Annotated in this window: 20 protein-coding genes; 6 read left to right on the top strand and 14 right to left on the bottom strand. The window is 70.3% G+C overall.

Annotation, left to right across the window (positions count from 1 at the left end):
• Nucleotides 1-139: 139 nt before the first annotated feature.
• A complete protein-coding gene (locus Q664_RS55735; RefSeq protein ID WP_235217108.1) occupies nucleotides 140-598 on the top strand; it encodes a hypothetical protein in 459 nt (152 codons plus the stop codon).
• Here the strand turns inward: Q664_RS55735 and Q664_RS43870 are convergent.
• Nucleotides 592-3,486, bottom strand: a complete 2,895-nt coding sequence (locus tag Q664_RS43870; RefSeq protein ID WP_043410811.1) for a TonB family protein — start codon at nucleotides 3,484-3,486, stop codon at nucleotides 592-594. The two genes, Q664_RS55735 and Q664_RS43870, sit on opposite strands and share 7 nt — an antisense overlap.
• Nucleotides 3,487-3,583: 97 nt before the next feature.
• Nucleotides 3,584-3,961 carry a helix-turn-helix domain-containing protein gene (locus Q664_RS43865; RefSeq protein ID WP_043410808.1) on the bottom strand — a complete coding sequence of 126 codons (378 nt, stop codon included), beginning with the start codon at nucleotides 3,959-3,961 and terminating at the stop codon, nucleotides 3,584-3,586.
• Between the two features lie 464 nt (nucleotides 3,962-4,425).
• On the opposite strand from Q664_RS43865, the gene Q664_RS43860 reads away from it, so the two are divergent.
• Entirely contained in the window at nucleotides 4,426-4,797 is a 372-nt protein-coding gene (locus Q664_RS43860; protein ID WP_043410807.1) for a response regulator, read from the top strand.
• Here the strand turns inward: Q664_RS43860 and Q664_RS43855 are convergent.
• The 6 genes from Q664_RS43855 to Q664_RS43830 form a co-directional block, all read right to left on the bottom strand.
• Nucleotides 4,794-5,033: a hypothetical protein gene (locus tag Q664_RS43855; RefSeq protein WP_043410804.1), complete on the bottom strand. Its 240-nt coding sequence runs from the start codon at nucleotides 5,031-5,033 to the stop codon at nucleotides 4,794-4,796. The genes Q664_RS43860 and Q664_RS43855 overlap by 4 nt on opposite strands.
• Before the next feature lie 121 nt (nucleotides 5,034-5,154).
• Nucleotides 5,155-7,824 (bottom strand): bpX6 domain-containing protein, encoded by a 2,670-nt coding sequence (locus Q664_RS43850; protein WP_043410802.1) that lies wholly within the window; start codon nucleotides 7,822-7,824, stop codon nucleotides 5,155-5,157.
• Nucleotides 7,821-9,650: an LpqB family beta-propeller domain-containing protein gene (locus Q664_RS43845; protein WP_043410800.1), complete on the bottom strand. Its 1,830-nt coding sequence runs from the start codon at nucleotides 9,648-9,650 to the stop codon at nucleotides 7,821-7,823. Before Q664_RS43845 ends, Q664_RS43850 begins: the two co-directional genes overlap by 4 nt.
• Entirely contained in the window at nucleotides 9,647-10,099 is a 453-nt protein-coding gene (locus tag Q664_RS43840; RefSeq protein ID WP_043410796.1) for a bpX5 domain-containing protein, read from the bottom strand. Before Q664_RS43840 ends, Q664_RS43845 begins: the two co-directional genes overlap by 4 nt.
• 38 nt (nucleotides 10,100-10,137) lie before the next feature.
• Complete coding sequence (locus tag Q664_RS43835; RefSeq protein ID WP_043410793.1) at nucleotides 10,138-11,049, bottom strand: type VI immunity family protein; 912 nt, start codon at nucleotides 11,047-11,049, stop codon at nucleotides 10,138-10,140.
• Between the two features lie 15 nt (nucleotides 11,050-11,064).
• Complete coding sequence (locus Q664_RS43830; RefSeq protein ID WP_152622682.1) at nucleotides 11,065-11,964, bottom strand: hypothetical protein; 900 nt, start codon at nucleotides 11,962-11,964, stop codon at nucleotides 11,065-11,067.
• Between the two features lie 61 nt (nucleotides 11,965-12,025).
• Here Q664_RS43830 and Q664_RS43825 point away from each other — a divergent pair, with 61 nt between their 5' ends.
• On the top strand, nucleotides 12,026-13,351 hold the full coding sequence (locus Q664_RS43825) for a hypothetical protein (RefSeq protein ID WP_152622681.1): 1,326 nt from the start codon (nucleotides 12,026-12,028) through the stop codon (nucleotides 13,349-13,351).
• An 18-nt stretch (nucleotides 13,352-13,369) separates the two neighbouring features.
• On the opposite strand, the gene Q664_RS43820 is transcribed toward Q664_RS43825, so the two are convergent.
• Nucleotides 13,370-14,530, bottom strand: a complete 1,161-nt coding sequence (locus Q664_RS43820) for an AAA family ATPase (RefSeq protein ID WP_043410786.1) — start codon at nucleotides 14,528-14,530, stop codon at nucleotides 13,370-13,372.
• A 108-nt stretch (nucleotides 14,531-14,638) separates the two neighbouring features.
• Here Q664_RS43820 and Q664_RS43815 point away from each other — a divergent pair, with 108 nt between their 5' ends.
• Nucleotides 14,639-15,217 (top strand): hypothetical protein, encoded by a 579-nt coding sequence (locus Q664_RS43815; RefSeq protein ID WP_043410784.1) that lies wholly within the window; start codon nucleotides 14,639-14,641, stop codon nucleotides 15,215-15,217.
• 93 nt (nucleotides 15,218-15,310) lie between these two features.
• Complete coding sequence (locus Q664_RS43810) at nucleotides 15,311-16,024, top strand: esterase family protein (protein ID WP_043410780.1); 714 nt, start codon at nucleotides 15,311-15,313, stop codon at nucleotides 16,022-16,024.
• A 10-nt stretch (nucleotides 16,025-16,034) separates the two neighbouring features.
• On the opposite strand, the gene Q664_RS43805 is transcribed toward Q664_RS43810, so the two are convergent.
• The 5 genes from Q664_RS43805 to Q664_RS43785 form a co-directional block, all read right to left on the bottom strand.
• The gene (locus Q664_RS43805) at nucleotides 16,035-16,403 is read right to left on the bottom strand and encodes a hypothetical protein (RefSeq protein WP_152622680.1); all 369 of its coding nucleotides are present in this window, start codon (nucleotides 16,401-16,403) and stop codon (nucleotides 16,035-16,037) included.
• Nucleotides 16,400-16,960 carry a hypothetical protein gene (locus Q664_RS43800; protein WP_043410778.1) on the bottom strand — a complete coding sequence of 187 codons (561 nt, stop codon included), beginning with the start codon at nucleotides 16,958-16,960 and terminating at the stop codon, nucleotides 16,400-16,402. Before Q664_RS43800 ends, Q664_RS43805 begins: the two co-directional genes overlap by 4 nt.
• Nucleotides 16,961-16,962: 2 nt before the next feature.
• A complete protein-coding gene (locus Q664_RS43795) occupies nucleotides 16,963-18,345 on the bottom strand; it encodes an MATE family efflux transporter (protein ID WP_043410776.1) in 1,383 nt (460 codons plus the stop codon).
• 128 nt (nucleotides 18,346-18,473) lie between these two features.
• Nucleotides 18,474-20,561: a beta-propeller domain-containing protein gene (locus tag Q664_RS43790; RefSeq protein WP_043410775.1), complete on the bottom strand. Its 2,088-nt coding sequence runs from the start codon at nucleotides 20,559-20,561 to the stop codon at nucleotides 18,474-18,476.
• Between the two features lie 225 nt (nucleotides 20,562-20,786).
• Nucleotides 20,787-22,205 (bottom strand): ELWxxDGT repeat protein, encoded by a 1,419-nt coding sequence (locus Q664_RS43785; protein WP_052519440.1) that lies wholly within the window; start codon nucleotides 22,203-22,205, stop codon nucleotides 20,787-20,789.
• A gap of 210 nt (nucleotides 22,206-22,415) precedes the next feature.
• Here Q664_RS43785 and Q664_RS43780 point away from each other — a divergent pair, with 210 nt between their 5' ends.
• A complete protein-coding gene (locus Q664_RS43780) occupies nucleotides 22,416-23,831 on the top strand; it encodes a galactose oxidase-like domain-containing protein (RefSeq protein WP_160174637.1) in 1,416 nt (471 codons plus the stop codon).
• Nucleotides 23,832-23,926 lie beyond the last annotated feature (95 nt).

Raw genomic sequence — 23,926 nt, 5'->3', positions numbered from 1 at the left:
GGCCTCGCGTGTTCGAGGGATGTCTCTCGCGCGGGATGGTGGGGACCGGAGTGGATGCACCCGGACAGACGGGTTGAGAGCGCGGAGGCCCTGGCCCGCCATGTGCTCCTACCGGCGCCACCCGCCATGCCTGGACCTCATGATCTCTTCGTCCGCTACACCTTTGGCCCGGCTGGCGTGGCTCGTGCTGCGCTATGGGCGCACCGGGGAGCTGGCTGACCGTCTCCCCGAATGGACGGCATTGTTGGCGCAAGTGCATGCCGACCCCGATGGCACCGAGAATCTGTTGGTGGCCATCCGTTACCTCATCTGGATCGGGGACAAGCGCAGCCGCCAAGCAACGGAGCAGGTGTTACATTCAGTGGTGGATGCACTGCAAGCGGAGAAGCTGATGCGAAGCTATGGCGAGCAACTCGTCGAGCGGGGACTGAAGAGGGGGCGAGCCCAGGACGTGGTACGGATTCTCATCGCACGGGGCATCCAGCTCGACGAGCAATCCCGGCAGCGCATCCTGATGTGCAGGAACCTGGAACTCCTCGACCAGTGGTTCGATAGGGCCCTGAACGCCACCCGCCTCGGTGACGTGTTGGATCAGTAACGACCCTTGAGGCCGAGGATGGGCAGCGCGATGGGCAGGCCCGTCGGGCGCTTCTGCAGGGGAAAGCCAACACCGCCCGCGTATTCGAAGGCCACCACCTCCTGGCTGATGGTGACGTTGAGCATGTCCAGGTACGCCTCGAGCGTGAAGGTGTCGTAGGCCCAGGCCTTGGACAGACGCAGATCGAAGCGGAAGAAGGGCGGCAGCCGGTCCACCCTGTCCCTGTCCACCCGGACCCAGCGCGGCTGGCCGAGGCTGTCCGTTCCCTGCGTCATCGTGCGGCTGGTGAGGTTGCCCGACTCGGGACGGCCGGTGTTGAAGTGCAGCACCCCGCCCACCGTGAAGTTGTTGGCGAACTTGTAGCTGAGCACCAGGTTGGCCACGTGCGTCTGGTCGAAGACGTAGGGCAGGTCCGCCTCGTCCTGGCCCACCGGGACGTCCTGGTCGTTGAAGCGGGTGAAGCGCACACGCCGCGTGCTGCGCTGCAACGAGTAGGACAGCCAGCCGAACCAGTTGCCTCCCAGCGGCCGGCGGATGAGCAGCTCCAGGCCGTACGACAGGCCCCGGCTGCTCACGTCCGGAATCCCGATGTCGGGCAGGGGAATCTGCTCCTGCATGCCCCGCACCACGCGGCCCCGCCCGGGCCCGGGCCGCGGGTCCCCCACTCCATCATCGGGATCGTCCGGCGTCACGATGGGCGCCTCCTCGTTGCCGAAGGGCGTCAGCTCCACCGTGCGCAGCATCGGGTTGACGTACCCATCCAGGCTCACGTCGAAGCCCCACAGGTTCTTGTACTCCACGCCCGCCGACACCTGCAGCGTCTGCTGCAGGCCCTGGTTCAGCGCCGCGATGTCGATGACGGGCAGGCTGATGAGCGTGGTGGGCGCCTGGTGGTAGAGGCCCACGCCGCCCTTGAGGGTGAGCTGCTCGCCCAGCCTCCGGCGCGCGGTGAGGCGCGGCTCCACCGCGACATGGTTGATGCCGCCGGCCAGGTAGTAGTTGTCCACGCGCAGGCCGGGCACCACCGTCCACGGCGAGTCCTTCTCCTCCCACTGCAACTCCGCCCACAGGCCGCTGAAGGTGGCGACCGCCAACGGCAGCTCCACGCTCAACTCCTGGAGCGGGCCGCCCGTGGGCGGGACGGAGCGCTGCAGGAGCGAGACGACCGCGCGCTTGTTGTCCACGTCCAGGCCACTGCGCAGCGAGAAGGCCTCGCCGAACTTGCGCTGGTAGCCCAGGCGCGCGGTGAGGTTGCTCTGGTCGATGTCGAGGGTGGTGCCGCCAGAGGAGGCGCTCTCACCGCCGAGGGAGAACCGGTCCAGCCCCCAGGTGACGCCGCCCTCCAGCTCGCCGCCGCCCACGGGGTGGCGGTAGCGCAGGTCCACCCGGTGGAAGAGCACGGACTGCAGCGCGGTGACGCCGTCGTCGCTCGTCGCCTGGGTACCGAAGGTGTCCGAGGAGCCGAAGGCGAAGAGGCGCAACCGGCCCGGTCCCACCTCCTGCTCGATGCGCGCCTGGTAGTCGTAGAAGTCCAGCACCAGCTTCGAGTCGTTGGCCCCCGGCGGTTGCAGCGCGTTGGCCGCCGCGGCGATCAACCACGGCGTGTACGAGATGCGCCCGGCCACCGAGACGTTGGTGCCCGTGGACTGGAAGGGGTACTCGAGGAAGAGGCCCGCGTTGATGAGGTCCGCGTAGGCGCTGCCGTGGAACCGGTCATCGCGAGGCCGCGTCAGCCGGCCCTCCACCGCGCCACCGGTGAGCCGTCCGTACTGGGGGGACGGGTTGCCCGGGAAGAAGTCGATGGAGCCGATGAAGTCCGGGTGGATGACGGCCGGCCCGAGGAAGAGGTGGAAGAGGATGGGGACGCGGATGCCGTCGAGGAAGTAACCCGTGGCGGCCGGCTGGCTGCCGCGCACCACCGGGTAGGAAACGCCCGAGAGCATGCTGCCCACGCCGGGCATCAACATCATCACCCGGAAGGGGTCTCCCATGGTGCCGGGGATCTCCCGCAGCTCGGCGTCCTGCAGCGTGACGCGGGACACCTCGGTGCGCTCACGGTCTCCGCGCACCACCGTCTCGTAGGGGTTCACCACCAGCGGCTCCAGGCCGTACACCACCTCGAGCGCCTCGCCCTGGCGCACCTCCTCGAGGAAGTAGCCGGGTTTGTGGCCCGGGGCGTTGATGCGCACCGTCTGCCGTCCCGGGGGCAGGCGCGCCTCGAAGCGTCCATCCGGCCCCGTCTCCACGGGCATGCCCTCCGCGGCGTTCGACACGAGCACGGCGCCCGCCAGCGGCTTGCGGTTGCCCTTGGCGCGAATCAACCCGCGCAACGTGACGGGCGCCTGGGGCGTGCCGGCTTCCGCCACCGGCTGGGGCGCCTCGAAGCGGTACTCGAAATGCAGCCGCACCGGCACCGGCGCCCCGTCCACCTTCGCGGGAGAGAAGCGCAGCCCGGGCGCGGCGTGCAGGGCGGCCTCGTCCAGCAACGGGTGCAGGCCCTGGAGGAGCCGGACCTCGGCCACCTCGCCCTCCTCGTCCACCAGCAGCTCCAACCGCACCGTGCCCGCCACCGGCCGCGCGGCGAGCGCCTCGGGGTAGCGCGCGGGCGCGTCCGCCACCAGCGTGGGGGCCTCGAGGGCCGACGGCGTGCCCCCGTCCGCCCCCTGCAACGCGAAGCCTCCCTCGGCGCGCTGGACGCCCACCTCGGTGGGCACCAGGCCCGCGTCGGGGCTGGCCAGGGGCGCGTCCGGGAGACTCTGCAGCCCGGGCGGCGTGGTGGGTGCCTGCGCCCGGGCCGGCGCGAGGGAGAACAACCCCGCCAGCAGCGCCAGGACCAGGGCCGCGCGGGCCTTCCACACCGCGTTCACACGCCGCTGCTCGTTCGCCATGTCACCCGTCCGTGCAGGGAAGGAGCCCATGACGCCAGCCCACCGAGGGTAAGACAAGCCCTGACGGCCACGGAGGGGCCCGCCTGCCCGCCAGGGCTTAACGCTTCTGCAGCGCCGCGGCAACGAGGCCGATCAACTTCAGTTGCGAGGCGTCCAGCTTGCGCAGCGTGCGCATGAGGCGGCGCAGCTCGGGCACCTCCTCGTACTCGGGCGGAGTGGACTCGGCCACCCAGGTGGCCACCTCCCCCGTGTTGAGGCCCAGGAAGGTGTCCGAGGGCGTCCGCAGCGCGATGCACAACCGCCGCAACGAGGGCACGCTGGGCAGCATCCGCCCCCGCTCCAGCCGCCCGTACACCTCCGTCGCCAGCCCCACCCGCTCCGCCACGTCGGCCTGCGTCAGCCCCGAACGAACCCGCGCCTCACGCGCGATCTCTCCCACGTTCGCTGCCAGCTTGCCGGTCGACGGTTGTCCCATGGTGGTTTTCTGACTCTCGCGCAGGCGACCCATCAGGCCGTCTGCTTAGAGCCGGAGAGGCCGCCCGCGACAGGACAGGATGGGTAGTCGCGAAAATCTGGGACCCTAATAGTGCTCGCCGGAACGCGAGGTTGGGACAGCGTGCCTCATGGCCGCCCCGGCCCATGGCCCCAGAGGTGAACCGAACGCTCCAGGTCGTCTCCCGCGCTGGAGGCGACAGGTGACGGGATGACCATTCACATCCTGTCCGGGACATGGGACCTGGTTTTCGTCTTTCCCGAGTACCCCAGATGTCCCACGCCGGACGATTCGGGCCCAACCCCCCACGCCGGGAGGGTTTTCCCGGCCCCAGGAGGTGCTCCATCGGTCCAGGAGCCAACCCTGGCGCACCCGGACGCAAGCGTCTTTCCGGCCCCCGTGGTGGGGTCGTGCTATGGCCGCCAGGGAGGAAGGCCAGGAGGACAATGAGCGGAGTGCGCAACCGCATCCTCGTCGTGGAGGACCATGCGGACAGCCGGGAGTTGCTCGCCGAGTTCCTCGAGGCGCTCGGCTACGAGGTGGACGTGGCGGAGCACGGACTGCAGGCGCTCGAGCGGCTGCGGTGCGCACCCCGGCCCGCGGTGATGGTGTTGGACCTGATGATGCCGGTGATGAGCGGCTGGGAGTTGATGCGGTACGTGCGCGAGGACCCCGAGCTGAGCTCGCTGCCCGTGGTGGTGGTGTCCGGCGCGGGGGATGCCCACCCGCTGCCCGAGGGCATCCTCGGCGCCGTGCCCAAGCCGGTGGACCTGAACGTGCTGCGCCACTTCCTGCGGGAGGCGACGCGGCGCTGTTAGCCCGGCGCTCCGGCCAGGTCGAGCATCTCCACCTGCTGCCGCTCCCGGTCCAGCCGGTAGCTGACCTGGAAGCCGGAGGGCAGGCGTAGCACCCCCACCTCCAGCCCACGGCGCGGAAGGGACTGGACGCCCGAGAGCCGCTGGGACAGCTCGCGCAGGACGCGCCCCCTCACGGTCGCGGGACAGCCCGACAGAAGGCGAGCCACCTGCTGCGACAGTGTGAACTGGAGGGCCATGTCCCTACGCTGCGCACAAGAACCTTGGGCGGCAAGAAACGGCCTCGCGCGAAGTGCCCCATGGACCCATCATCTGTCACCTGGTGGGCACGCGCGTGTGGGAGGACCGGCGCGCCTGCGTTCAGCGCAGCACCACCCGCCGTACCTCGCCCCGCGTCAGGTCCACCCGGGCCAACCGGCCCGCCGCGTCGAAGAGCAGCAGCTCCGTGGAGAGGAAACGCACGGACACCGGCACGTCCCCCTCGAAGAGGAAGCGCGCGCGCACCGCGCCCTCCTTTCTTTCGAGCAGCCATACCCGCTCGCCCGCCGGCGTGGGCTCCAGCGCCACCATGTACGGCCCGCCGAGCACCAGTGCCCTCAGCGCCGTCCAGGGCAGCAGGGGCGGCCGCACCGGAGCCGCCCTGTGGCCGTCCAGCCACCGGATCTCCTCCTCATGGAGCGCCGCCACTTCCCCATCCACCGTGAGCGAGAGGTGACGCAGCGACTCCAGCTTGCGAGGCATCACCTGGCGCGAACGCAACCGGGGATCTGGCACCAGGTAGGTCCAGCGCTCGAGCTCCGCCTCCGCGTTGAAGGTGACGAAGCTCAGCTCGGCCACGCCCACCGCCACCTCCAGCACCTGCCCGCCCACCTGAGGCACCCGCCACAGCGCCCGCGGCTCGGCGGCGAGCGCATCCACCGCCATCACCGTGTCCTCCACCGCGAAGAACCACAGGTCCCCGTCGTACACCGGAGCGAAGGCGTCCACGCGCGTGTCGCACCAGGGCTCGGCCCGGCGCCCGGTGAGGTCCAGCCTGGAGACGCGTTTCAGCTCCCCGCGCGGCGCGAGCGCCAACGCCCGGTCCTCGTGCACCGAGAGCACCAGCGAGAAGGCGGGCACGTCGAAATGTGCCACGCACCGTCCGTCGCTCGTGACGAGCCGCGCGCCCGCCTCGCCGAGCGCCACCAGCAACCTCCCTCCGGACAGGGGCACCGCGTCGTGGATGGGCCAGGGTCCGCCCTCCGCCGCGTCGAGGACGTGGGGCGCCGCTTCGGCCGGGAAGCCCCCCCGCTCGGGCAGGGCCGACAACGAGGGCAGGTCCGCCCGCAGCGCCGTGTCTCCCGTCATCAGCACCAGGCGGTCCAGCTCGCGAGGCTTCAAGGGCAGGTGGCCCGCCGCACGGTCCCGCAGCAGGGCGCGCACGGCGGGACGCAGGAGCGCGAGGCCCGGCGCCACGGCCTTCCCCGCCTTGTCCACCTCGCGAGCCAGTGCATCGGTGAAGGCCTGGCGTGCCGGAGCGCCCTCGGGGTCATCCGAGTCGAGCAGCACGAGCGCCCGCGTCCGCACCTTCTCGAAGCGCTCGGGAAGCACCGACAGCATCCGCGCCAGCAGCCGCGCGCCGGAGACGCCGCCCGCCTCCACGCCCCGCTCGAGCCACGCGTGGGTGAGCCGCCGCGCGTCCTCCACCGGCCACACCACCTCCACCGCGCGCGCGTAGTCCCCCGACTGCGCGAGCACCTCGCCCCAGAGCACCCGCAGCGTCCGGGCCTCCGCCGGGTGCGAGCGCTCCAGCCGCAGCACCGCGTCCGCGAAGGCACCCGTGCGCCGGGCGAGGTCCACCGCCCGGGCCACCTCCCTGGCCAGCAGCCACTGCCGCACCACCAGCCCCGGCGCCAGCTGGCGCCCCTCGGCCAGCTCCGCCGCCATCCGGAGACGGCCGTGCTTCTCCAGGAAGGAGACGGCCTGCTCGCTCTCGTGCAGCAGCTCGGCGAGGACGAAGGCGGCCTCCTCGATGCGGCCCTCGCGCTCCAGCTTCCGGAAGGCCTCGCGGTAGCGCTCGCGCAGCGCATCGTAGACCTGCGCGCCGCCGCCGAAGACGCTGGCCGCTCCGCCGCCATGACGGGGTTGGATGGTGAGCTGCTCCCGGGGGCCCGGCAACCCCAGCGACACCCGCGCTTGCTCCGACGGTGCACCCTTGGCCAGCGGGATGGCGTAGCGCAGCGCCTCCTGGAGGTTGCCCTCGTCGAAGAGGTCGAAGAGCCGCCGCACGTACTCCGCCTTGCGCTGCCCCAGCAGCGAGCCCAGCGGCGTGGAACGGGCCAACCACTCGGCGAGCCGGGAGAACAATCCCGGCCCCTGGGGAGGAGGTGGAGTGGGAAGAGCCTTCCCGGAGCCACCGCCCGAGCCCACGCCCGTGCCCCCACGCTCGTTCCACCAGGCCCGCAGCCGCTCGAGCAGTCCCGGAGCACGAGGCGGCGGGGGCACGGGCCGGCCCTCCATGCGGGCCCGCATCACCTCGGCCTCGGGAGCGGGAGGTCCGACGCCGAAGCTGGCGCGTGGAGGCGCCTCGATGGGGGCGAGCGTGGCCACGGGCGGCGGGGGCGCGCCCAGTCCCTCCATGGGCACCACGTCGAAGTGGGACACGTCGAGCCACGCCGACACATCCACCCGCCGCGAGGGCTCGAGCGGATGCACCCGCGCCGTCCCCGCGCGCACCAGCACGACGCTCCCCGAGGTGGGGGCGAGCCGCTCGCGCTCGGAGGGCGAGAAGGGCGCGGAGAGCAGGACACCGTCCTCCAGGGTGAAGGGCAGGCCCGGCGCCGCGGCGCACTCCATGCGGCGGGGGGCCGGCAGCCGCAGCAGGAAGCCCCCTTCGAGCGCATACACGCCCGCCCCTGGTGCCCACGCGGCCAGCACGCGCCGGCGCGCTTCGGCCTCGCCCAGCAACGCGGGGTCGAACCAGAGCGCCGCCACGTCCACGGAGCCCCGGTGGACATGGGCGCGAGGCCGTGGGGCGCGCACGGGTCTCATGACGTTCCTCCCGGCGTGGCGCGATAGACGAGGGCGCGGTGCTGGAAGCTCCAGGCGCAGACCTCGCCCTTCTCCGTCATCCAGGCCAACAGGGGCAGGGCGGGGCTGACCCCGCTGGAGACGACGGGGGCCGCGGCCGACACCAGGAACTCGGGGACCCCATCCCTGGTCACCCGGTAGAAGGTGCGCTGGTCCTGCCCGAGCACCACCAGACCGGGCAGCGGCGTATCCAACGGCCAGCAGCACAGACCCACCACATTCATGCCGGAGGCCACGGACACCCACGCCCCCGTCTGCTCCTCGTGGGACTCCCGCGTCACCCACCACGAACCCGACTGGTGGTGGATCGCGAGCGGAGGCCCCGGCTCATCCCGGGAGAAGTCCCGCATATGGCCGAAGTACGCCGCTCCGGCGCCCTCGAAGGGCAGCGTCCGCGTCCATCCATCGAACGCCTTGGGCACGAGACAGACGAGCCGCGGCGTCGAGTCGGCCCAGTCCTCCTGCCGGTCCCGATCCACGAAGAAGAGGCCGCCGCGGCGCTCGAAGAGCGCGCTCACACCATGGTGGAGCGGCGTGACGAGGCACTCGCCCGGGGTGAGCTGATGGAGCGAGCGCGCGGAGTCCAGCACGAGAGGCACCTCCCGGCCCTCACGCAGCGTGGAGAGGGCCAGCAGCGGGGGCCCGGCGGCCAGCGAGGCACGCAGCGTCTCGGGCAGGGCGCTCGAGGGAATGGTCAACACGCGGCCAGCGGAGTGCCCGCGCAGGGTGCCATGCACGTGCAGCGAGGCCGCGGCCTGGTGCCACGTCATCACGAGCAGCCCGCCGGTGCGGCGCCAGCCCAGGGCCACCACCCGCTCGCCGTTGGGGGCCATGAAGCGCTTGGGCCTGGGCACGGTGTCGCGCGGGGATTGAGGCAGCGCCTGCGCCGCGACGCCGCCGTTCGCATACGTCATCAGCAGCCGGAGACCATCCGCGGAGAACTGGATGGAGCGCACGGGGCTGGTGCGGGAGTCCAGCACGGGAGCGGCGACGGCGGTGGCGAAGGGGTCGCGCAGCAGCCGCACGCACTGGGGCGCGGGAGGCAGCTCCAGCACCACCTGGCGCGGAGGCCGGGACGCGGGCCGCACCTCCACCGAGAGCTGCCGGGCATCGGGAGCCACCACCTCGTCCACGGCCACGTGGGACAGGCCCTCGGCCCCCGGCAGGCGCGCCAGCCGCGCACTGCCCACCAGCCACACGTCCTCGGGGGCACTCCCCAGCTCGAGCGCCTCGCGCCACGCGGTGAGCTGCGCGGGCAGCGGAGGCGCGTCGGTGCCGGCCTTCAACCACTGGCCGAGGGAGGCGGCGTCGACGGTGGAGAAGGGCTGCTTTCCGGGACGGGACTGGAGCACGCCCCAGGAGAAGGCCGCGCCCGCGGACTCGGCGCGCCGGGCGAGCGCCACCAGCAGCGCCATGTGCGCGATGCGGGGAGAGCCGAGCTGATCCGGCCCGGCGTCCAGCAGGGCCACGGTGCGGCGTCCCCCCTGGGGCTGGCGGAAGGCGGGACGGAGGAAGGCCTGCTCGCCGAAGGCCGCGCGGCGCACGAACTCGTCCGGAGCCTCCAGGGCCATCAACCACTCGCTCATGAGCAGCCGCTCGGGGGAGCCGCGGCGGGTGAGGCCGTCGTAGCCCAGGGGCTCGCCCCCCTCCATCTCGTTGCGAGCGCGCATCGGGCCGAGCGCCGCGGCCAGCCGCGCCACGTGGGCCCCCAGGCTGAGCGCCAGATCCTCGGGGAAGAGGGACAGCTGCGCGGCCCAGGGACGCAGCGCCTCGGGCAGCTCGCTCATGCGCCCTCCTGCTTCGCGAGCCAGGCGCGCACGGTGTCGCGGGAGACGGGACGCGCGGCGCCCACGGGTACGAGGTGCGAGGTGCGAGGCAGCACGGCGAGCGGTGTGCCCACCTGGGCGCGGGTGACGAGCGCGCGCTCGAGCAGGGCGGGGGCCACACTCGGAGCGAGCGTGCACGGCAGCAGCAGTGCGGGAGCCGCCACGTCACGGCCGAGGTAGACGACGCCCTCCACCCAGGGAAGGGACTCCGTGTCGCCCAGCAGCACGAGCACACCGGGGCCGGCCACACCACTCCACCGGGCGAGCGCCGTGTCGTCAACAGCCAGCACCCGTCGCGCGAGCGCGAGCGCCACTGGCCCCACGCCCGCCACCGCGAGCGCGGGCAGCGGCGAGCTCCGGGGGCTCCAGGAGGTAGAGAAACGCGGGTCTGGGCTCGACGGACTCACCACGGGCGGAGCCTACCTCATGGTGCGCTGGACGCGGATCCTCACTCCAGGAAGCGGCGGTCCCACCGCAGCAGTTCCTCGGGGATGGGTTCGCAGAAAGAGAAGGGCGGCTTCCGCTGGTAGAGGTAAGGCTCGAGTACCTGGGCGAGCGCACGGTGTGGGGCAAGCCGCCGACCCGCCTCCACGTCTCCCACTTCTGGCCCCTCACCCAGCGTGATGAGCACCCGCTCCCCACTCATCTCCTGGAGGGAAATGCCTGGGAGCGCCAGACACTCGCGCAGACCGGACACACCGCCTAGTCGCCCAAGCACCGGCTGCCCGAGGAAGTTCATCCAGTGCACGCCTTCGACCCAGGTATTCACATTCATGGTGGTGGCCCGGCTCGCGGCCAGATGCACACCCGGGTAGCGCGGACGAACAAGCTTGAGTGCTTCGACCGCATCCTCATCGAAAGAACAGAGAACGAAGTCCGCGTACCCCGAGGAAAAGGGAAGCTCTGCCGCCAGTTCGAGGGCAAGCGCATGGACATGCTCCGGCCCTCTCTCCTCCAAGAACTCCGTGGGCAGGCGCAAGTACAGGACGCACACATCATCTTTCCGCTCGGGCCACGGAAGGGGAACAGGAGACAACCCCCGGTAGTCCACGTAGAGGTCATCCACACGGTGGGTCTTCCCCAACAACCTCAGGGACCCGCTTCCCCCAGGCTCCGCATCCAGCGTATTGCGGCGGGTTCTCTCCCACGAGATGTCGTCGAGCGGCTCGATCTGCCCATCGCCCGTGTCGTTCCGGACGAGCTGATAGGGCTGTATCCGCTCCCGGAAGAGTTCCACGGCACGAATGACGGCGCGAGCGATCCGCTCATTGGGATGAGGGATGTAGAAGCATATGAGCAGGGCATCGCTTGCACCCAGCCCACCGTCGTTGTCGTAATGCCGCAATCTCGGGTAGCGCATGGCGGGCCTTTCGTCCTACTTCTGCTCCCGGATGATTCCATCCTGTGGAGAAACGAGCTTGGGTGTCACTCGGAGGACTTTTCTATAGACCTCGCCCTGGGACCAATCCTTCCATACCCCCTCGCGATAGTGACCCCAACCGGCCCCATTGCTCTCCGGGCACGGGAACTTGAGATCGTACGCATGGACGACGACGCCGTTCGCGTCCAGGAGGACGATATCCGGCTCGATGGTTCCGCGCAGACCCGACCACCCCTCTTGCGCCACGATCTGGCTCATCATGTCCTCGGGCATGTGCCTCCACTCGCCCGTTTGCGGATCGATGTAGAAGCGCGGGTGGAGCCGGTACTTCCCCTTCAACAGCTTGCCCAGCGCCTCGTGCAGGCACGGCCAGGCCGTCTCATGCTTGAAGAGTCCCAGGTAGGCGGCCCACGTCGTGCGCTCCCCCACCTTCACCTCCTGGCACTGCTCCCGCGTCGGGCTCTTCCCACCGAAGTGGTACGCATTGACCTCCTGCTCCGCGCTGCGCACGCACCGCACGATCTCCTCTTCGACCTTCTTGAGCAGATCCGTCGCCAGCGCCACGCCCCGGCGCTCGGCGGAGCCGATGTGCACGGTCGTCATCATCACTCCCGCCATGCCAGCGGCAGCGACCTTGGCCGCCAGCGAGGGAGCGCGCCCCACCGTCCCAGCGGCCTCCTCCGCGACCCGCGCCAGCTCGGACGAGCCGGTGCAGCGTTCCCATTGACCCGGATTCTTCTTGAGGCAGCACTCCGGGGTCAGATCCCGTGGACCACACTCCAGTCCGAGCGATGCCTCATCCGACTCCGACAGACACCCCGCCTGGAGCACGGCCAGGAGCACCAGCAGCCGCACGGACCCACTTATTGCGTTATGCAGTGTGGGGGCTACCATGAAGGTCACCATGACGCAGCAAGAGAACGGCGGAGCGGAACCCGGGAGCGAACAACCCGCCATGGTAGCTGGAAGCGCGGGCAATCGCTGGTCTCGGCGCCGTCTGTTGCTGGGGGCCCTCGGGCTGGTGTCCGCCGCGGCCGTCGGCAGCCAGCTCGCCCTGGATGGGTTCGATAAAGAAAAGCCGAGCGCCGACGAGAACCCCTGGGAGGATCTGTCGCAGCAGCGCCTCTGGCTCTGTTTCGCCGGCCACCGGGGTGCGTACTCCTTCCTGGACCGGATGCTCCGGCCGCCCATCCACAGGACGAATGCGCCCGCACGGTTGATGAGGGCATGTCTCCACCTGGAGCACGGCTCGCTGGACGCGATGCGGCACGGCCTGCGGTGGCCCGAGGTGAAACACACCCCGGAGGCGGCCCTGTTGCTGGCGCTCGCCGAGCGCCGCTCCCGGTCCCCGGATTGGCGGCATGCCTTCTTCGAATCCTGGGTCGAGCTCGGACGTCCGGATTTCAGCAAGAGCCCCCTGCTGCCCGAGCCCGTGGTGGAGGATCAGAACATCCTCGCCCTGGTGCATGACGAGGTGCCGCTCGAGGAGCCCCAGGGACTTCCACTGCTGACCCTCATTCCGGAGCAGGATGGCTTCCTGGAGTGGGGGCCCGGCGAGGTGCGCGCCAGCGACTCCATGCCCCTGCTCATGGCCCTGCGCGAGCGGTTGTTGCTGCTCGGAGCGGAGACGCCAGCACGCCAGCAACTGCTGCCCGCCGCGGAAGCTCGGCTCACTCAGCTCACCGGCTCCACTCCCACCACCCTCCAACTCGCCTTGCGCGTCTTCCTCGCGGAGCGTCCCCCCGAGGCTCTCTTCCAACGCCGCGACCTGGAGGCCCTCGAGCCGCTCGTCTCCTTGCAGTGGAAGCAACCGTCCAGCGAGCCTTTCTTCCGGGAGATGCGTGAGTCCCTGAAGGACGTGTTGCTGCTGCCCGGCCACCATGCCTTCCTGCTGGCCACCTGGGCTCAGGGAGTATCGCTGGGCAAGGAGTTGCAGCGGCGCGCCCGGGCCAGCGCGGCCCACCTCAACGAGAACGAGCGGCGGTGGATGGGACGGCTGCTTTGGGAGGTCGGCGCCCGCCTGCGCGAGCAGCACTCGCGCCTGGAGCTGGAAAGAGGACTGCTGCTACAGGTGTACGGCTCCGAGCTGACGGGTCACAGCCCGACGCGGATGGAGAGCATCGACCTGTGGGTGGAGCTGGGCAGGTGGGAGGAGGCGCTGAAGCGCTCGGGCTTCAAGCGCTGGCCCCTGGCCTCGCTGCACGAGGAATCCTGCTCCCCCCGGATGCGCGACGAGCACACCTGGCTGAAGGCCTTCGCGGGCAAGAACGAGCTGCCCTGAAGCCGTCCGCGCGAGCCGTCAGGCCGCTTCCGTCCGGGGCACCTGGGCGAGGGCCACGCGGAGCTCCTCGCGCACGGCGCGCAGCTCCTCGGGGAGGGCCTCGGGGGCGAAGCCCGCGTCCATCTCGCGCGCCACGCCCTCCAGCTTCAGCCGCCAGGAGGCGAGCGCCTCGCCATCGCCCTCCCCAGGCCTCGCTGCGAGCACGGCGCGCCCGGCCTGGGCGATTCGTTGTGCCCGCGCCAGGGGACCCGCGCTGGCCTCGAGCGCGGCGGCGGACAGGGCCGGGTTTTCCGAGTGCGCGAGCAACTCCCGCAGCACATCGCGCGCGAGGGCCTGGGCCTCCTGGGTGGGCACGGCGTAGACGAGGGGCCACAGGTCGGCCACGCCCGGGGTGGCGCGCCCGGCGAGCGCGGCGGCGGCGGCCACCAGGCGCTGGGCCTTCACCATGCGCCGGTCGCTCAGGGCGATGCCCGCGCCGCGCAGGGTGCGCAGCGCGTGGGCCAGGTGGGGACGCACCGGCCCGAGGTCCGCCTCGCGCGCCGCCCGGGCCAGCACATCCAGCGCCTCCAGCGAAGCGGTGCGCGCCTCCTCGGCCTTCCACAGCGACGCGCCCCCGGCGAGCAGATCCTCCAGCCGCGGGTCCGGCACGGGCGCGACGAAGGTACGGACGAGGAAACGGTCCGCGAAGGCGGCGAGGGCCTCGTCCTCGGGCAGGGCATTGGAGGCGCCCACGCACACGCGCAGGGGGCAGCGCATGCGGGTGTGGCCGCGGCGGAAGACGCGCTCGTTGAGCAGGCCCAGCAGCGTGTTGAGGATGGCGGTGGAGCCGAGGAACACCTCGTCGAGGAAGGCCACCTCGGCCTCGGGCAGCATGCCGGCCGTCTCCGTCTCCACGAGCCCCTCGCGCAGCTTGCGCAGATCCACCGGACCGAAGATTTCCGAGGGCTCGGTGAAGCGGCCCAGGAGGTACTCGAAGTAGCCGCCGCCGAGCGCCCGCGCGGTGCGGCGCACGGCCTCGCTCTTGGCGGTGCCGGGCGGGCCGATGACGAGCAGGTGCTCGCCCGCCACGGCACACAGCGCCACCAACTCCACCATGGCCTCGCGCTCCACCAGGCCCTGGCCGGCGTCGGTGAGGGCGTCACGAACCGAGCGGGCAGCCTCGTCGAATGAGAAAGACATGGGGCGGGACTCTACCCGGCCCACGTCCACGGCCGAACGCCCACCGCGAAACGTACCCACCGTATGGGTAGACCCGATGGGGCGGGTCTGGGCTAGACTCCGCCCCGCATGCGACACGTTGCGAGTCTCGGAGGCCTGGTGTTGGCGCTGTGGGCGGGGACATCGGCAGCGGGGCCCTGGCGGGGTTATGCCTCGGCCACCACCGGCTTCGTTCTCGATCACACCTCGGGCATCCGGGCCATGGGTGGTGCGTTGCAGCTCTACGTGGGCGCGGAGACGCCCTTCGGGCTGTCACTCGGGCTGGTGGGTGAAGGTGCCGAGACGTGGGGAGCGACCATCAATGGCCAGCAACTGCAACTGGACTACCAGTCGGTGGGGCTGGAGATGAGGCTGCGCTTCCTGCGGGATGGAGGGGTGAACCCGTGGGTGGGGCTGAGGGTGGCGCAGAGCCGCTCGACGCCGCTGACGCTGGATGACCTGGGCTCGCCGCGGCGGATGCTGCACGCCGGGTTGAGCACGGCGGTGCGGCTGGGGCTGGACGCGTGGCTGGGAGATCACCTGGGCATCACGGCCTCCACGGCGTGGCAGTGGTGTGACGTGCGGGTGGACAGTTCCATGACCCCCTCGCTCGACGAGTGTGCCAAGCCACTGCACAGCATCCTGCTGGGCCCCACGCTGCGCTTCTAGCGTCCGCCCCCAGGTGTTCACTGTCGCGCGGCGCGCCGGTGCCGGGCCCACGAGGCCCGTCCACGGCCCGGGGGCGGTGGCTAAGGTGGGCGCATGAATCGCGAATATCACCGCTGGTACAGCTCCCGGCTGGGCCGGGACATGGAGGTGCTGCTCTTCGGGCACTCGGGCGAGCCGGTGCTGCTGCTGCCCACCAGCCGGGGCCGTTTCTATCAGGCGGAGGACTTCGGGCTCATCGGCGCCATCGCGGACCGCATCCAAGCGGGGCGCTACGTCGTGGTGTGCGCGGACTCGGTGGACGAGGAGAGCTGGTTCAACACGTCCGTCCATCCGCATGACCGGGTGGCGAGGCACGCGGCGTACGAGCAGTACCTGTTGCACGAGGTGGTGCCGCTGCTGATGTCGCGCAGCACGGGAGGCCGGCTGACGCTGGGCGGGTGCAGCTTCGGGGGCTTCCACACGTACAACATCGGGCTGCGGCACCCGAACACCTTCCGGCGGCTGGTGTCGATGGGGGGCAAGTTCGAGACGGCGGACTTCCTCGACGGCCACCAGGACGACAGCGTGTACTACCACTCGTGCATGCAGTGGCTGCCGGGGGTGTCGGACGCGGCGCAGCTGGCGGCGCTGCGGCGGGTGGAGATGGTGCTGGCGGTGGGCGAGCACGACTTCTGCCGGCCCTCGAACGAGAACCTGTCGAAGCTGCTGTGGTCGAAGGACATCAACAACCACCTGGCCATCTGGTGGGGAGGCACGCACGACTGGCCGGTGTGGCGGGAGATGCTCCAACACTACCTGCCGTGGTGAGGAGCGGGGCTCAGGAGCCCTGACGCTCCCGCTCACGCAGGGCGACGAACTCGGCGGCGAAGTCGAGGAACTTGCGGATGGCGCGCTCGTGGTCGCCATCGCAGTCGCGCAGGTACTTCGCGGCCCAGCCCTCCGTGGGGAACTCGTGCTTCACGTCGCGGAGCCAGTCGTGGAAGAGACCGTACTCCTCGTCCTCTACGCCGTTGGCGTATTGACAGGCCCGGTACCCATCGACAAATGCCACCATTCGAGTGACGTCGATGTCACCCATGTTCAGCAGCAAGCCTCGCGTCTTTTCCTGCCGCAGGCGCATCAGATAATCGAGCAGATACACATGGCGTCGAGGAGTCTGACCGTCCGAAGCCTTGCTATCATTCATGGCGTGGAAACCATCTCCCATTCGATGCCCTGGCGACCATGCAATCGCGAAAGGTAATCGGAAGGCTTCATCCCGAGCGGTCCCGTATACGCATCGTGAATCATATCTCCGACCTTGACGGCCACATGGTAGCCGGCTCGCGAAACAGAGACCTGTTTTCCATTCGCCAGCTCGAAAATAATGTAGTCCTCACGCCCTCTCGCCCTGAACGCGATGTATTGCGGTGTCTGCCCAAGCTTGCCGTAGGCGGTGTGAATGAACCGGGCCACCTGCTGGCACCTGCCGGCCATCTGATTCGCGACATTGCAGGCAGCTTGCAGGTCCACCAACCAAGCCGGTGCCGCCCGCCCCGTCTGCAACGAGTACATCGCGATGGCGCCCGCGATGTCACCGCGGGCCAGGTACGCCAGCAACTGGGCCTGGACGGTGTTCGCGCCCAGCACACTGGACTGGACCACCGTGGCCGCCGACGCGGGCGATGCCGCTTGAACGGGACCGGACGCGGTCCCCACCACCAGCAGGAGGAGCCCGAACACCCACCCGCGAAGCCTTCGCACCCTCACGCCTCCAGGGGCCGGAAGGTACCTGCGCTCTGACGCTCGAAGCGCCAGAAGAGCGCGAGCGCCACGGTGGTGAGCCCCAGGCACAGGCCCCACCAGATGCCCATCACGCCGAGCTTCAACCCGAAGCCCAGCAGCAGCGCCACCGGCAGGCCCACCCCGTAGTGCCCCACCAGGTTGGCCAGGAAGGTGAACCGCGTCTCCCCCGCCCCGCGCAGCACGCCCGCGCCCACCCCCTGGATGCCATCGGAAATCTGGAAGACGGCCCCCACCATCAACACCGGCACCAGCAGGGGAATCACCTCGGACGGCGTGCCCATGAGGCGGGCCAGCGGCTCGGGGAAGAAGGCGAACACCAGCGCGCACACCGACATGAAGCCCGCGCCCGAGGCGAAGGCCATCAACCCGCTCATGCGCGCCCGCGGCGTATCGCGCGCCCCCACCGCCCAGCCCACCCGCACGCTGCCCGCGTTGCCAATGCCCAGCGCCACCGTGAAGGAGAGGCTGGCATAGGAGATGGCGATCTGATGCGCGCTCATGCTCTCCGGCCCCAGCTTCCGCGCCAGCAGGCCCGCCAACGAGAAGACGCCCACCTCCGCCGTGATGTGGAGGCCAATGGGGACGCCCACCCGCAGGGCCTGGAGGATGTCGGCCCGGACCGGCCGCACCGAGGGCATGCCCCCGGACACCGGAATCTGGCGCACCGCCCACGCGACGATGGCCCACTGCAGCACGCAGCACAGCAGCGTCGCGAGGGCCGAGCCCTTCACCCCCATGGCCGGGAAGGAGCGCAGCGGTCCGCACCACGCGGGCAGCACCTCGCCGCCGAAGACGAAGAGGATGTCCGCGCCCAGGTTGAAGATGTTGGCCACCACCGTGGCCACCACCAGCGGACGGGTGAGCGCCGCCGCCTGCAGGTAGGAGCGCGTGTTGATGAAGAGCAGCACCAACGGCAGGCTGGGCGCGCGCCAGCTGAGGTAGTCCTGAATCAGGGGCAGCTCCCCGGCCCCTACCCCGAAGAGGGGCAGCAGCCAGGGAACCACCACCACCATCGGCACCGCCAGCACACTGCCCGCCAGCAGCGCCAGATAGCTGCCCTGCCACAGGAGTGCCCGCGCGCGCGTCGCGTTGCGCGCTCCGAAGGCCTGCGACATCAGCGGGTCCACCCCCATCATCAACCCCAAGGCGAGGCTGCTGACGGCGAAGAAGACGGAGGTGGCCACGCCCATGGCGGCCAGGGACTCGGTGCCCGCCCGGCTCACCACCGCCGTGTCCACCAGGCTCATCATGGCCTGCCCCGCCTGGGCGATGGCGACGGGCAGGGCGAGCTTCCAGAGCGCTCGGAACTCTTCGCGACGGCTGGGCAGTGGAGCGGGTGACATGGGCGCGAGGGGCTATAGCGGGTTTCCGCCAGGGATGCGCGGCTGCCCTCGTGGACGTCCCAACCCCTGCTCGCCTGACCCATCAGCCGGCCGCCTGCTCCCCCAACAGACGGCCGGCCGTCCCTCCCTCACTGCGAGGTGTAGGGGTTGAAGCGCGAGGTGGCCAGGGGCGAGGCCAGGTTGCTCACGTGGGACACACGCACGCCCGCGTCGCTGATGGCGTACACGTAGTCATCCGCCATCACGCCGCGGCGCACGGCGGGCGTGTACACCCAGCTCCACTGGTTGTAGTTGATGACCTGGTACGCGTCCGTCATGGAGACGGCTCCCACCGGGGCGAAGCCGGCGGCCGTGTCCACGCGGAAGACGCGCAGCTCGCTCACGAAGCTATTCCAGTAGTCACCGGAGGACGTCTGCGTCCAATCCAAGAAGGGAATGGCCAGCAGCCCCTTGGCCGGGAAGTAGTTGAAGGCCTTGTGGTCATAGAGCGCCTCGCTGTAGCCGTAGACGGTGCCCACGATCTGCGTGGCGGTCTCCCGCGGGTTGGCCATGTCCGACACGTCGAAGAGGCTCAGCTTGATGGCACGCCCGCGCCAGTCGCCGTTCTCCGGCACCTGCATGCCCACCGTCAGCAGGTGCGAGTCCCCCACCGGGTGGATGTATGAGGAGAAGCCCGGCACCTTCAGCTCGCCCACCTTGCGCGGGTGCGCCGGGTCCGACAAGTCGAAGGTGAAGAGCGGATCCACCTGCCGGAACGTCACCACGTAGCCCTTGTTGCCCATGAAGCGCGCGCTGTAGATGCGCTCGCCCTTGGCCAGCTCCTCGCTCTGCCCCAGCAACTTCAACTGGCTCCCCTCCTGCGCGTAGGTGAAGAGGCGGTTGGTCGTCTCGGTGCGGCCCCACTGGTTGCCGGGCTCCGCCACCCGCGTGCTGATGGTGGTGGCCACGCGCAGCACGCCCTGGTGCTCGTCCATGCTGAACTGATTCAACAGGAAGCCCGGCACCGTGGCACTGGCCACATACGAGGCGCGGTGCGGCTGGCTCAAGTCGAGCTTGTGCACGTAGGTGTGGTCCGTCTGCCCCGCCTCCGGCCACCACCACCAGTGGCGCGCGGCCAGGTAGAGCGCGTCCGCGGTGGCGTACACCTCACCCGGCTCGGACACCAGCGTGACGCGGCCCGGAGGCTGGAACGTCTGCGCATCCAGGTCCAGCGACGCCACGGTGACGAACCCCAACCGGGTGGGCGCGTTCGTCTTGTGGAAGTCCTGGCAGTCGTAGCCCAGCGTCTCCACGGTGCCATCCGGCAGCTTGCGCCGGCCCTCGGGCACCCACTGCGTGAGGGGGCTCGCGCGGATGAGCTTCTCGTTGTTCTCCATCAGCCGGTCGATTTCCCTCTCCAGCCGCCCCTGGTCCTCCCAGAGCTCCTTGGAGTAGTCGGGCCAGAAACGCACGCCCGAGGGCCAGCGGAAGGAGTCACGCATCACCAGCCGCGCCGAGCCGTCCGCCAGGCGCGCGTCCTGGTAGCCACCCGGCAGGTACACCTCGCCCGTCACCTGGGGCGCGGCGAGGTCCGTCACATCCACCGTCGTCACCTTGGTGGTCGAGGCGCCGTAGCCACAGGGGCCCCTGGAGGCGCAGTCCGCCACCATGCCACCGGAGCCAATGTAGCCACTCGGGCCCGAGGACGGCTCGGACACCCCGGAGAAGACGATCACCTTGTTCCCGTGGAGGAACATCTGCTGGGGCCAGCCCTCGAGCGTCACCGAGGACTCCACGCGCAGCGACGCGGCCGGCCACGAGCGGTGCACGTACAGCTTCTTCCCGGAGAGGACGAAGATGCGCGTGCCGTCGTTCTTCACGAAGTCCGCCTCGTCCACGCCCTCCACCTGGTTGTTGGTGCCGGTATGGTCCTTCGGACCGGCGCCCCCGCCCGACGCATCCCCTCCAGCGTTGGGCGGCGGAGCGCCATCCGCGTACTCCATCGGGCCGCCGAACCAACCGCCCCGCCCCTTCCAATAGGAGGGCTTGGAGCGCTCCATCGTCGAGCGCATGTCGAGCACCGCGGAGTCCTCGATATAGGACTCGAGCGCCGAGCAGCTCCCGAAGGACTCCAGCCGCGCCTTCATCTGCACCGGCTGGTTCTCGGGAATGCCGCTCCTCTCACTGCACGCCGCCAGTCCCAGCAGCGCGAGCGCCAACCCACTGTGTGTCTTCATGTTCGTGACTCCTCGAAATCGTCTTCCGGCCTGAGGTGCGGCGGGCTTCTGCCACCCGTGTGCCAGGAGCCGGGCGCCTCACGGGAGGCCCGGGATTTCGCGGAGTTGGAGACACATGGACAGTGCGAAGGGCCTCGGAAAGTCGAGACCCCTCACACCGGACAGCCGGAAAACCGAGAGGTGCCACGCAGGCCCACGGCCTCCTCCGCCGGGAGGAGGATGCCCTCACCGGGCGTCGTCGTCACACTCGTGCGCGGGACGGAACGGCAGGGCCCAGAGCCGCTGGCCGTGGGCCTCGTCCCGGGCGAGGAAGAAGACATCCCAGCCGGAGCGCACGAAGCCCACCGGATCCGAGGAGTCCATGCCCGGAGCCACCTCATCGAGCGGCACCGCACTCCCGGGCGAGCCGCTGATCACCCAGGGCTCGCGGCCACGGTCCGGCGTCTCCGCGCTGAAGAACAGGTTCCCATCGATGGCGGTCAGCGCCTCGGGCGACGAGCCCCCGGCACCCGGAACGAGGTCCTCGAAGAGGAGCGTGCCGGAGGCCGTGCCATCGCTCACCCACAGCTCGCGTCCGTGCGTCCCATCGTCCGCGGAAAAGAAGAGCCGGCGGCCCAGCGCGGTGAGTCCTCTGGGGAACGAGCCCTGGAAGCCGGGCCAGAGGTCCTTCACGCGCTGCGTCCCCTTCCGGGAGCCATCACTGCGCCACAATTCCTCGTCGGCGGAGTGCCCCTCCGAGCTGGCGCTGAAGTACAGCCGCCCGCCCATCGCCACCAGGTCATGCAGCGTGGGGAACATGCCCGCGGGCACGGGGGCCGCGCCGCTCGTCACCCACAGCTCGGCCATGGTGTCGTCGTGGACGCTGGTCGACACGAAGAACAGCTTGTTGCCCACCGCCGTCAGCGACTCCAGGCCACCGCCCTCGCTGGACCTCCGGAACAGCTCGACGGCGGGGGACTTCCCGTTGGTCCGCATCAGCCGCATGAAGAATCCCTCGAAGTGGCTGATGAAGTAGAGCGCCCCATCGCCCCCGCGCGTCAGCAGGTAGGGGCCGGTGCCCTCGGGGCCGGGGTCCAGGTCCTCGACGAGCCACGTCCCCGCGGGCGTCCCGTCGCTGCGCCACAGCTCGCGCCCGTGCTCGGGGTCTCCGGCGGCGAAGTAGAGCAGCCCGCCGGACTCGACGAGTGCTCGGGGATACGAGCCATCCGCGCCGGGCCAGATGTCCTTCACCAGCCGGGTGCCCCCGGGGGAGCCATCACTCACCCACAGCTCGCGCCCGTGCTCGCCGTCGTCGGCGACGAAGAAGACCTGGCCGCCCACACGGGTGAAGCCCATGGGCTCCGACTCTTCCGGCCCGGGACGGACATCCTTCAAGAGCGAGGAGCCACGGCCTCCGGTGCCGGTGCTCACCCAGGGCTCGCGGCCGTGCATCCCATCATCGGAGGAGAAGAAGAGAAAGCGCTCCCCGCGGACCAGGATTCCCGGCTCCGAGTCGTCCGAGCCAGGAGCGACATCCACCAGGGGAGAAGCGGCGTGGCCACACGGCTTCCAGCCTCCGGCTTCCAGGAGGGACTCGTCGGCCTGGGCCAGGGCGGGAGTGGAGAGCAGGGCCAGCAGCACGGAGAACGGACGCCAGCACCTCATGGAAACCTCCCGGGCGGGGTGGGACGGCCCGCAAGGTGGGGGCGAGCGGTCCCACGGCCACCCGAGCGAGGGTCTGGGGTGAACCACCCGCGGCGGACAAACCCGGGAAGCCCACCATTGCCTCGGACCGCGGGGCCGGGTTGGCGGGCGGGCAAGGCCACTTAGGTTCTGACCTTGAATCAGCGGAGACCCGTGGAGGCGGAGATGTCCATGAAACCGATTCTTTCCCAACCGCGCGTGCTCGCGCTCTGGCTCGTGGGATGCGCGATGTTGGCGGGCCCGGCGTGGGCGCAAACTCCCGCGCAGGTGGGGCAGTGGTCGAGCGTCATGGCCTGGCCGCTGTCCGCCACCCACGCGAGCCTGCTGCCCACCGGCAGGGTGATGTTCTTCGGCGAGTTCGGTCAGGGGGATGACCCACCGGGGCTCTGGGATCCGGGCACGGGTGGAGTCAGCCGGCTGCCGGCGCCGGGCTACAACATCTTCTGCGCGGGACACTCCTTCCTCGCGGACGGCCGGCTGCTCATCACCGGCGGGCACATCGAGAGCCACGTGGGCCTCGATGACGCGACCGTGTGGGAGCCGTTCACCTCGCGCTTCATCCGCCAGCCGGACATGAACGATGGGCGCTGGTACCCCACCAACGTGACGCTCGCCAACGGGGACGTGATGGTGATCTCCGGCGAGACGGAGGGCACCGGCATCATGAACGAGATTCCCCAGCGCTACCTGGCGGCCACCGGGACGTGGCGGGACATGACGACGGCGCGGCTGAAGCTGCCGTACTACCCGAGGATGTTCCTGGCGCCCGATGGCCGGCTCTTCCTGGCGGGGCCGCAACGGCGGAGCCGCTTCATGAGTACGAGCGGCACGGGCTCGTGGACCTCCGGGCCCTCGAGCAACTACGGCACCCGGAGCTACGCGCCCGCGGTGTACCTGGACGGACGGGTGCTCATCATCGGGGGAGGAGATCCACCGACGGCCACCGTCGAGCAGATCGATCTGAACGTGGCCTCGCCGGTCTGGCGGTACATGGCGCCCATGAGCACGCCGCGGCGGCAGCACAACGCGGCGCTGCTACCGGACGGGACGGTGCTGGTGACGGGCGGCAGCCGGGGCAGTGGCTTCGACAACAGGAACGCCCCCGTCTTCCATGCCGAGGTGTATGACCCCGCGACCAACCGTTGGACGCGGCTCGCCAGCAACACGCTCTATCGCGGGTACCACGCCACCACGGTGCTGCTGCCGGATGGGCGCGTGCTGAGCGCGGGAGGCCGCAACGCGAACTCCGCGGAGGTCTTCTCGCCGCCCTACCTCTTCAGGGGAGCGCGGCCGGTGGTGAGCTCGGTGCCGGACGTGGTGGCGCCGGGGACGACGTTCACCATCTCGACGCCGGATGCGGGCCGGGTGACGAAGGTAACGCTGATCGCCCTGGGCTCGGTGACGCACGCCTTCGACCAGAACCAGCGGCTGCTCACCCTGCCCTTCACGCGCGGCAGTGGGACCCTCACCGTCACCGCCCCGGCGAACAACAACCGGGCGCCGCCGGGCTACTACCAGCTCTTCCTGGTGAACGACGCGGGCGTGCCCTCCGTGGGCCGGATGGTGCGAATCTCGACCGTCCCCTAGCTGACCCAATATCCCCTCTCCCCTCGGGAGAGGGTCGGGGTGAGGGTATCCAGGCCCGTTCTCCAATCCATGGCCCCCAGTGTGGGCAGGGGGTT

Origin of the sequence: Archangium violaceum Cb vi76, assembly GCF_000733295.1 — a bacterium.
GTDB lineage: Bacteria > Myxococcota > Myxococcia > Myxococcales > Myxococcaceae > Archangium > Archangium violaceum.
The sequence above is the reverse complement of the archived record's forward strand: the minus strand, read 5'-3'. Positions and strand labels throughout refer to the sequence as shown.

What these genes read in the sequence shown, in the direction of transcription:
- Q664_RS43790 (WP_043410775.1), bottom strand. Translation starts at nt 20,561, where the DNA reads ATGAAGACACACAGTGGGTTGGCGCTCGCGCTGCTGGGACTGGCGGCG.
- Q664_RS43785 (WP_052519440.1), bottom strand. Translation starts at nt 22,205, where the DNA reads ATGAGGTGCTGGCGTCCGTTCTCCGTGCTGCTGGCCCTGCTCTCCACT.
- Q664_RS43795 (WP_043410776.1), bottom strand. Translation starts at nt 18,345, where the DNA reads ATGTCACCCGCTCCACTGCCCAGCCGTCGCGAAGAGTTCCGAGCGCTC.
- Q664_RS43825 (WP_152622681.1), top strand. Translation starts at nt 12,026, where the DNA reads ATGGTAGCTGGAAGCGCGGGCAATCGCTGGTCTCGGCGCCGTCTGTTG.
- Q664_RS43850 (WP_043410802.1), bottom strand. Translation starts at nt 7,824, where the DNA reads ATGAGACCCGTGCGCGCCCCACGGCCTCGCGCCCATGTCCACCGGGGC.
- Q664_RS43835 (WP_043410793.1), bottom strand. Translation starts at nt 11,049, where the DNA reads ATGCGCTACCCGAGATTGCGGCATTACGACAACGACGGTGGGCTGGGT.
- Q664_RS43810 (WP_043410780.1), top strand. Translation starts at nt 15,311, where the DNA reads ATGAATCGCGAATATCACCGCTGGTACAGCTCCCGGCTGGGCCGGGAC.
- Q664_RS55735 (WP_235217108.1), top strand. Translation starts at nt 140, where the DNA reads ATGATCTCTTCGTCCGCTACACCTTTGGCCCGGCTGGCGTGGCTCGTG.
- Q664_RS43830 (WP_152622682.1), bottom strand. Translation starts at nt 11,964, where the DNA reads ATGGTAGCCCCCACACTGCATAACGCAATAAGTGGGTCCGTGCGGCTG.
- Q664_RS43855 (WP_043410804.1), bottom strand. Translation starts at nt 5,033, where the DNA reads ATGGCCCTCCAGTTCACACTGTCGCAGCAGGTGGCTCGCCTTCTGTCG.
- Q664_RS43845 (WP_043410800.1), bottom strand. Translation starts at nt 9,650, where the DNA reads ATGAGCGAGCTGCCCGAGGCGCTGCGTCCCTGGGCCGCGCAGCTGTCC.
- Q664_RS43780 (WP_160174637.1), top strand. Translation starts at nt 22,416, where the DNA reads ATGAAACCGATTCTTTCCCAACCGCGCGTGCTCGCGCTCTGGCTCGTG.
- Q664_RS43865 (WP_043410808.1), bottom strand. Translation starts at nt 3,961, where the DNA reads ATGGGACAACCGTCGACCGGCAAGCTGGCAGCGAACGTGGGAGAGATC.
- Q664_RS43820 (WP_043410786.1), bottom strand. Translation starts at nt 14,530, where the DNA reads ATGTCTTTCTCATTCGACGAGGCTGCCCGCTCGGTTCGTGACGCCCTC.
- Q664_RS43815 (WP_043410784.1), top strand. Translation starts at nt 14,639, where the DNA reads ATGCGACACGTTGCGAGTCTCGGAGGCCTGGTGTTGGCGCTGTGGGCG.
- Q664_RS43805 (WP_152622680.1), bottom strand. Translation starts at nt 16,403, where the DNA reads ATGAATGATAGCAAGGCTTCGGACGGTCAGACTCCTCGACGCCATGTG.
- Q664_RS43860 (WP_043410807.1), top strand. Translation starts at nt 4,426, where the DNA reads ATGAGCGGAGTGCGCAACCGCATCCTCGTCGTGGAGGACCATGCGGAC.
- Q664_RS43870 (WP_043410811.1), bottom strand. Translation starts at nt 3,486, where the DNA reads ATGGCGAACGAGCAGCGGCGTGTGAACGCGGTGTGGAAGGCCCGCGCG.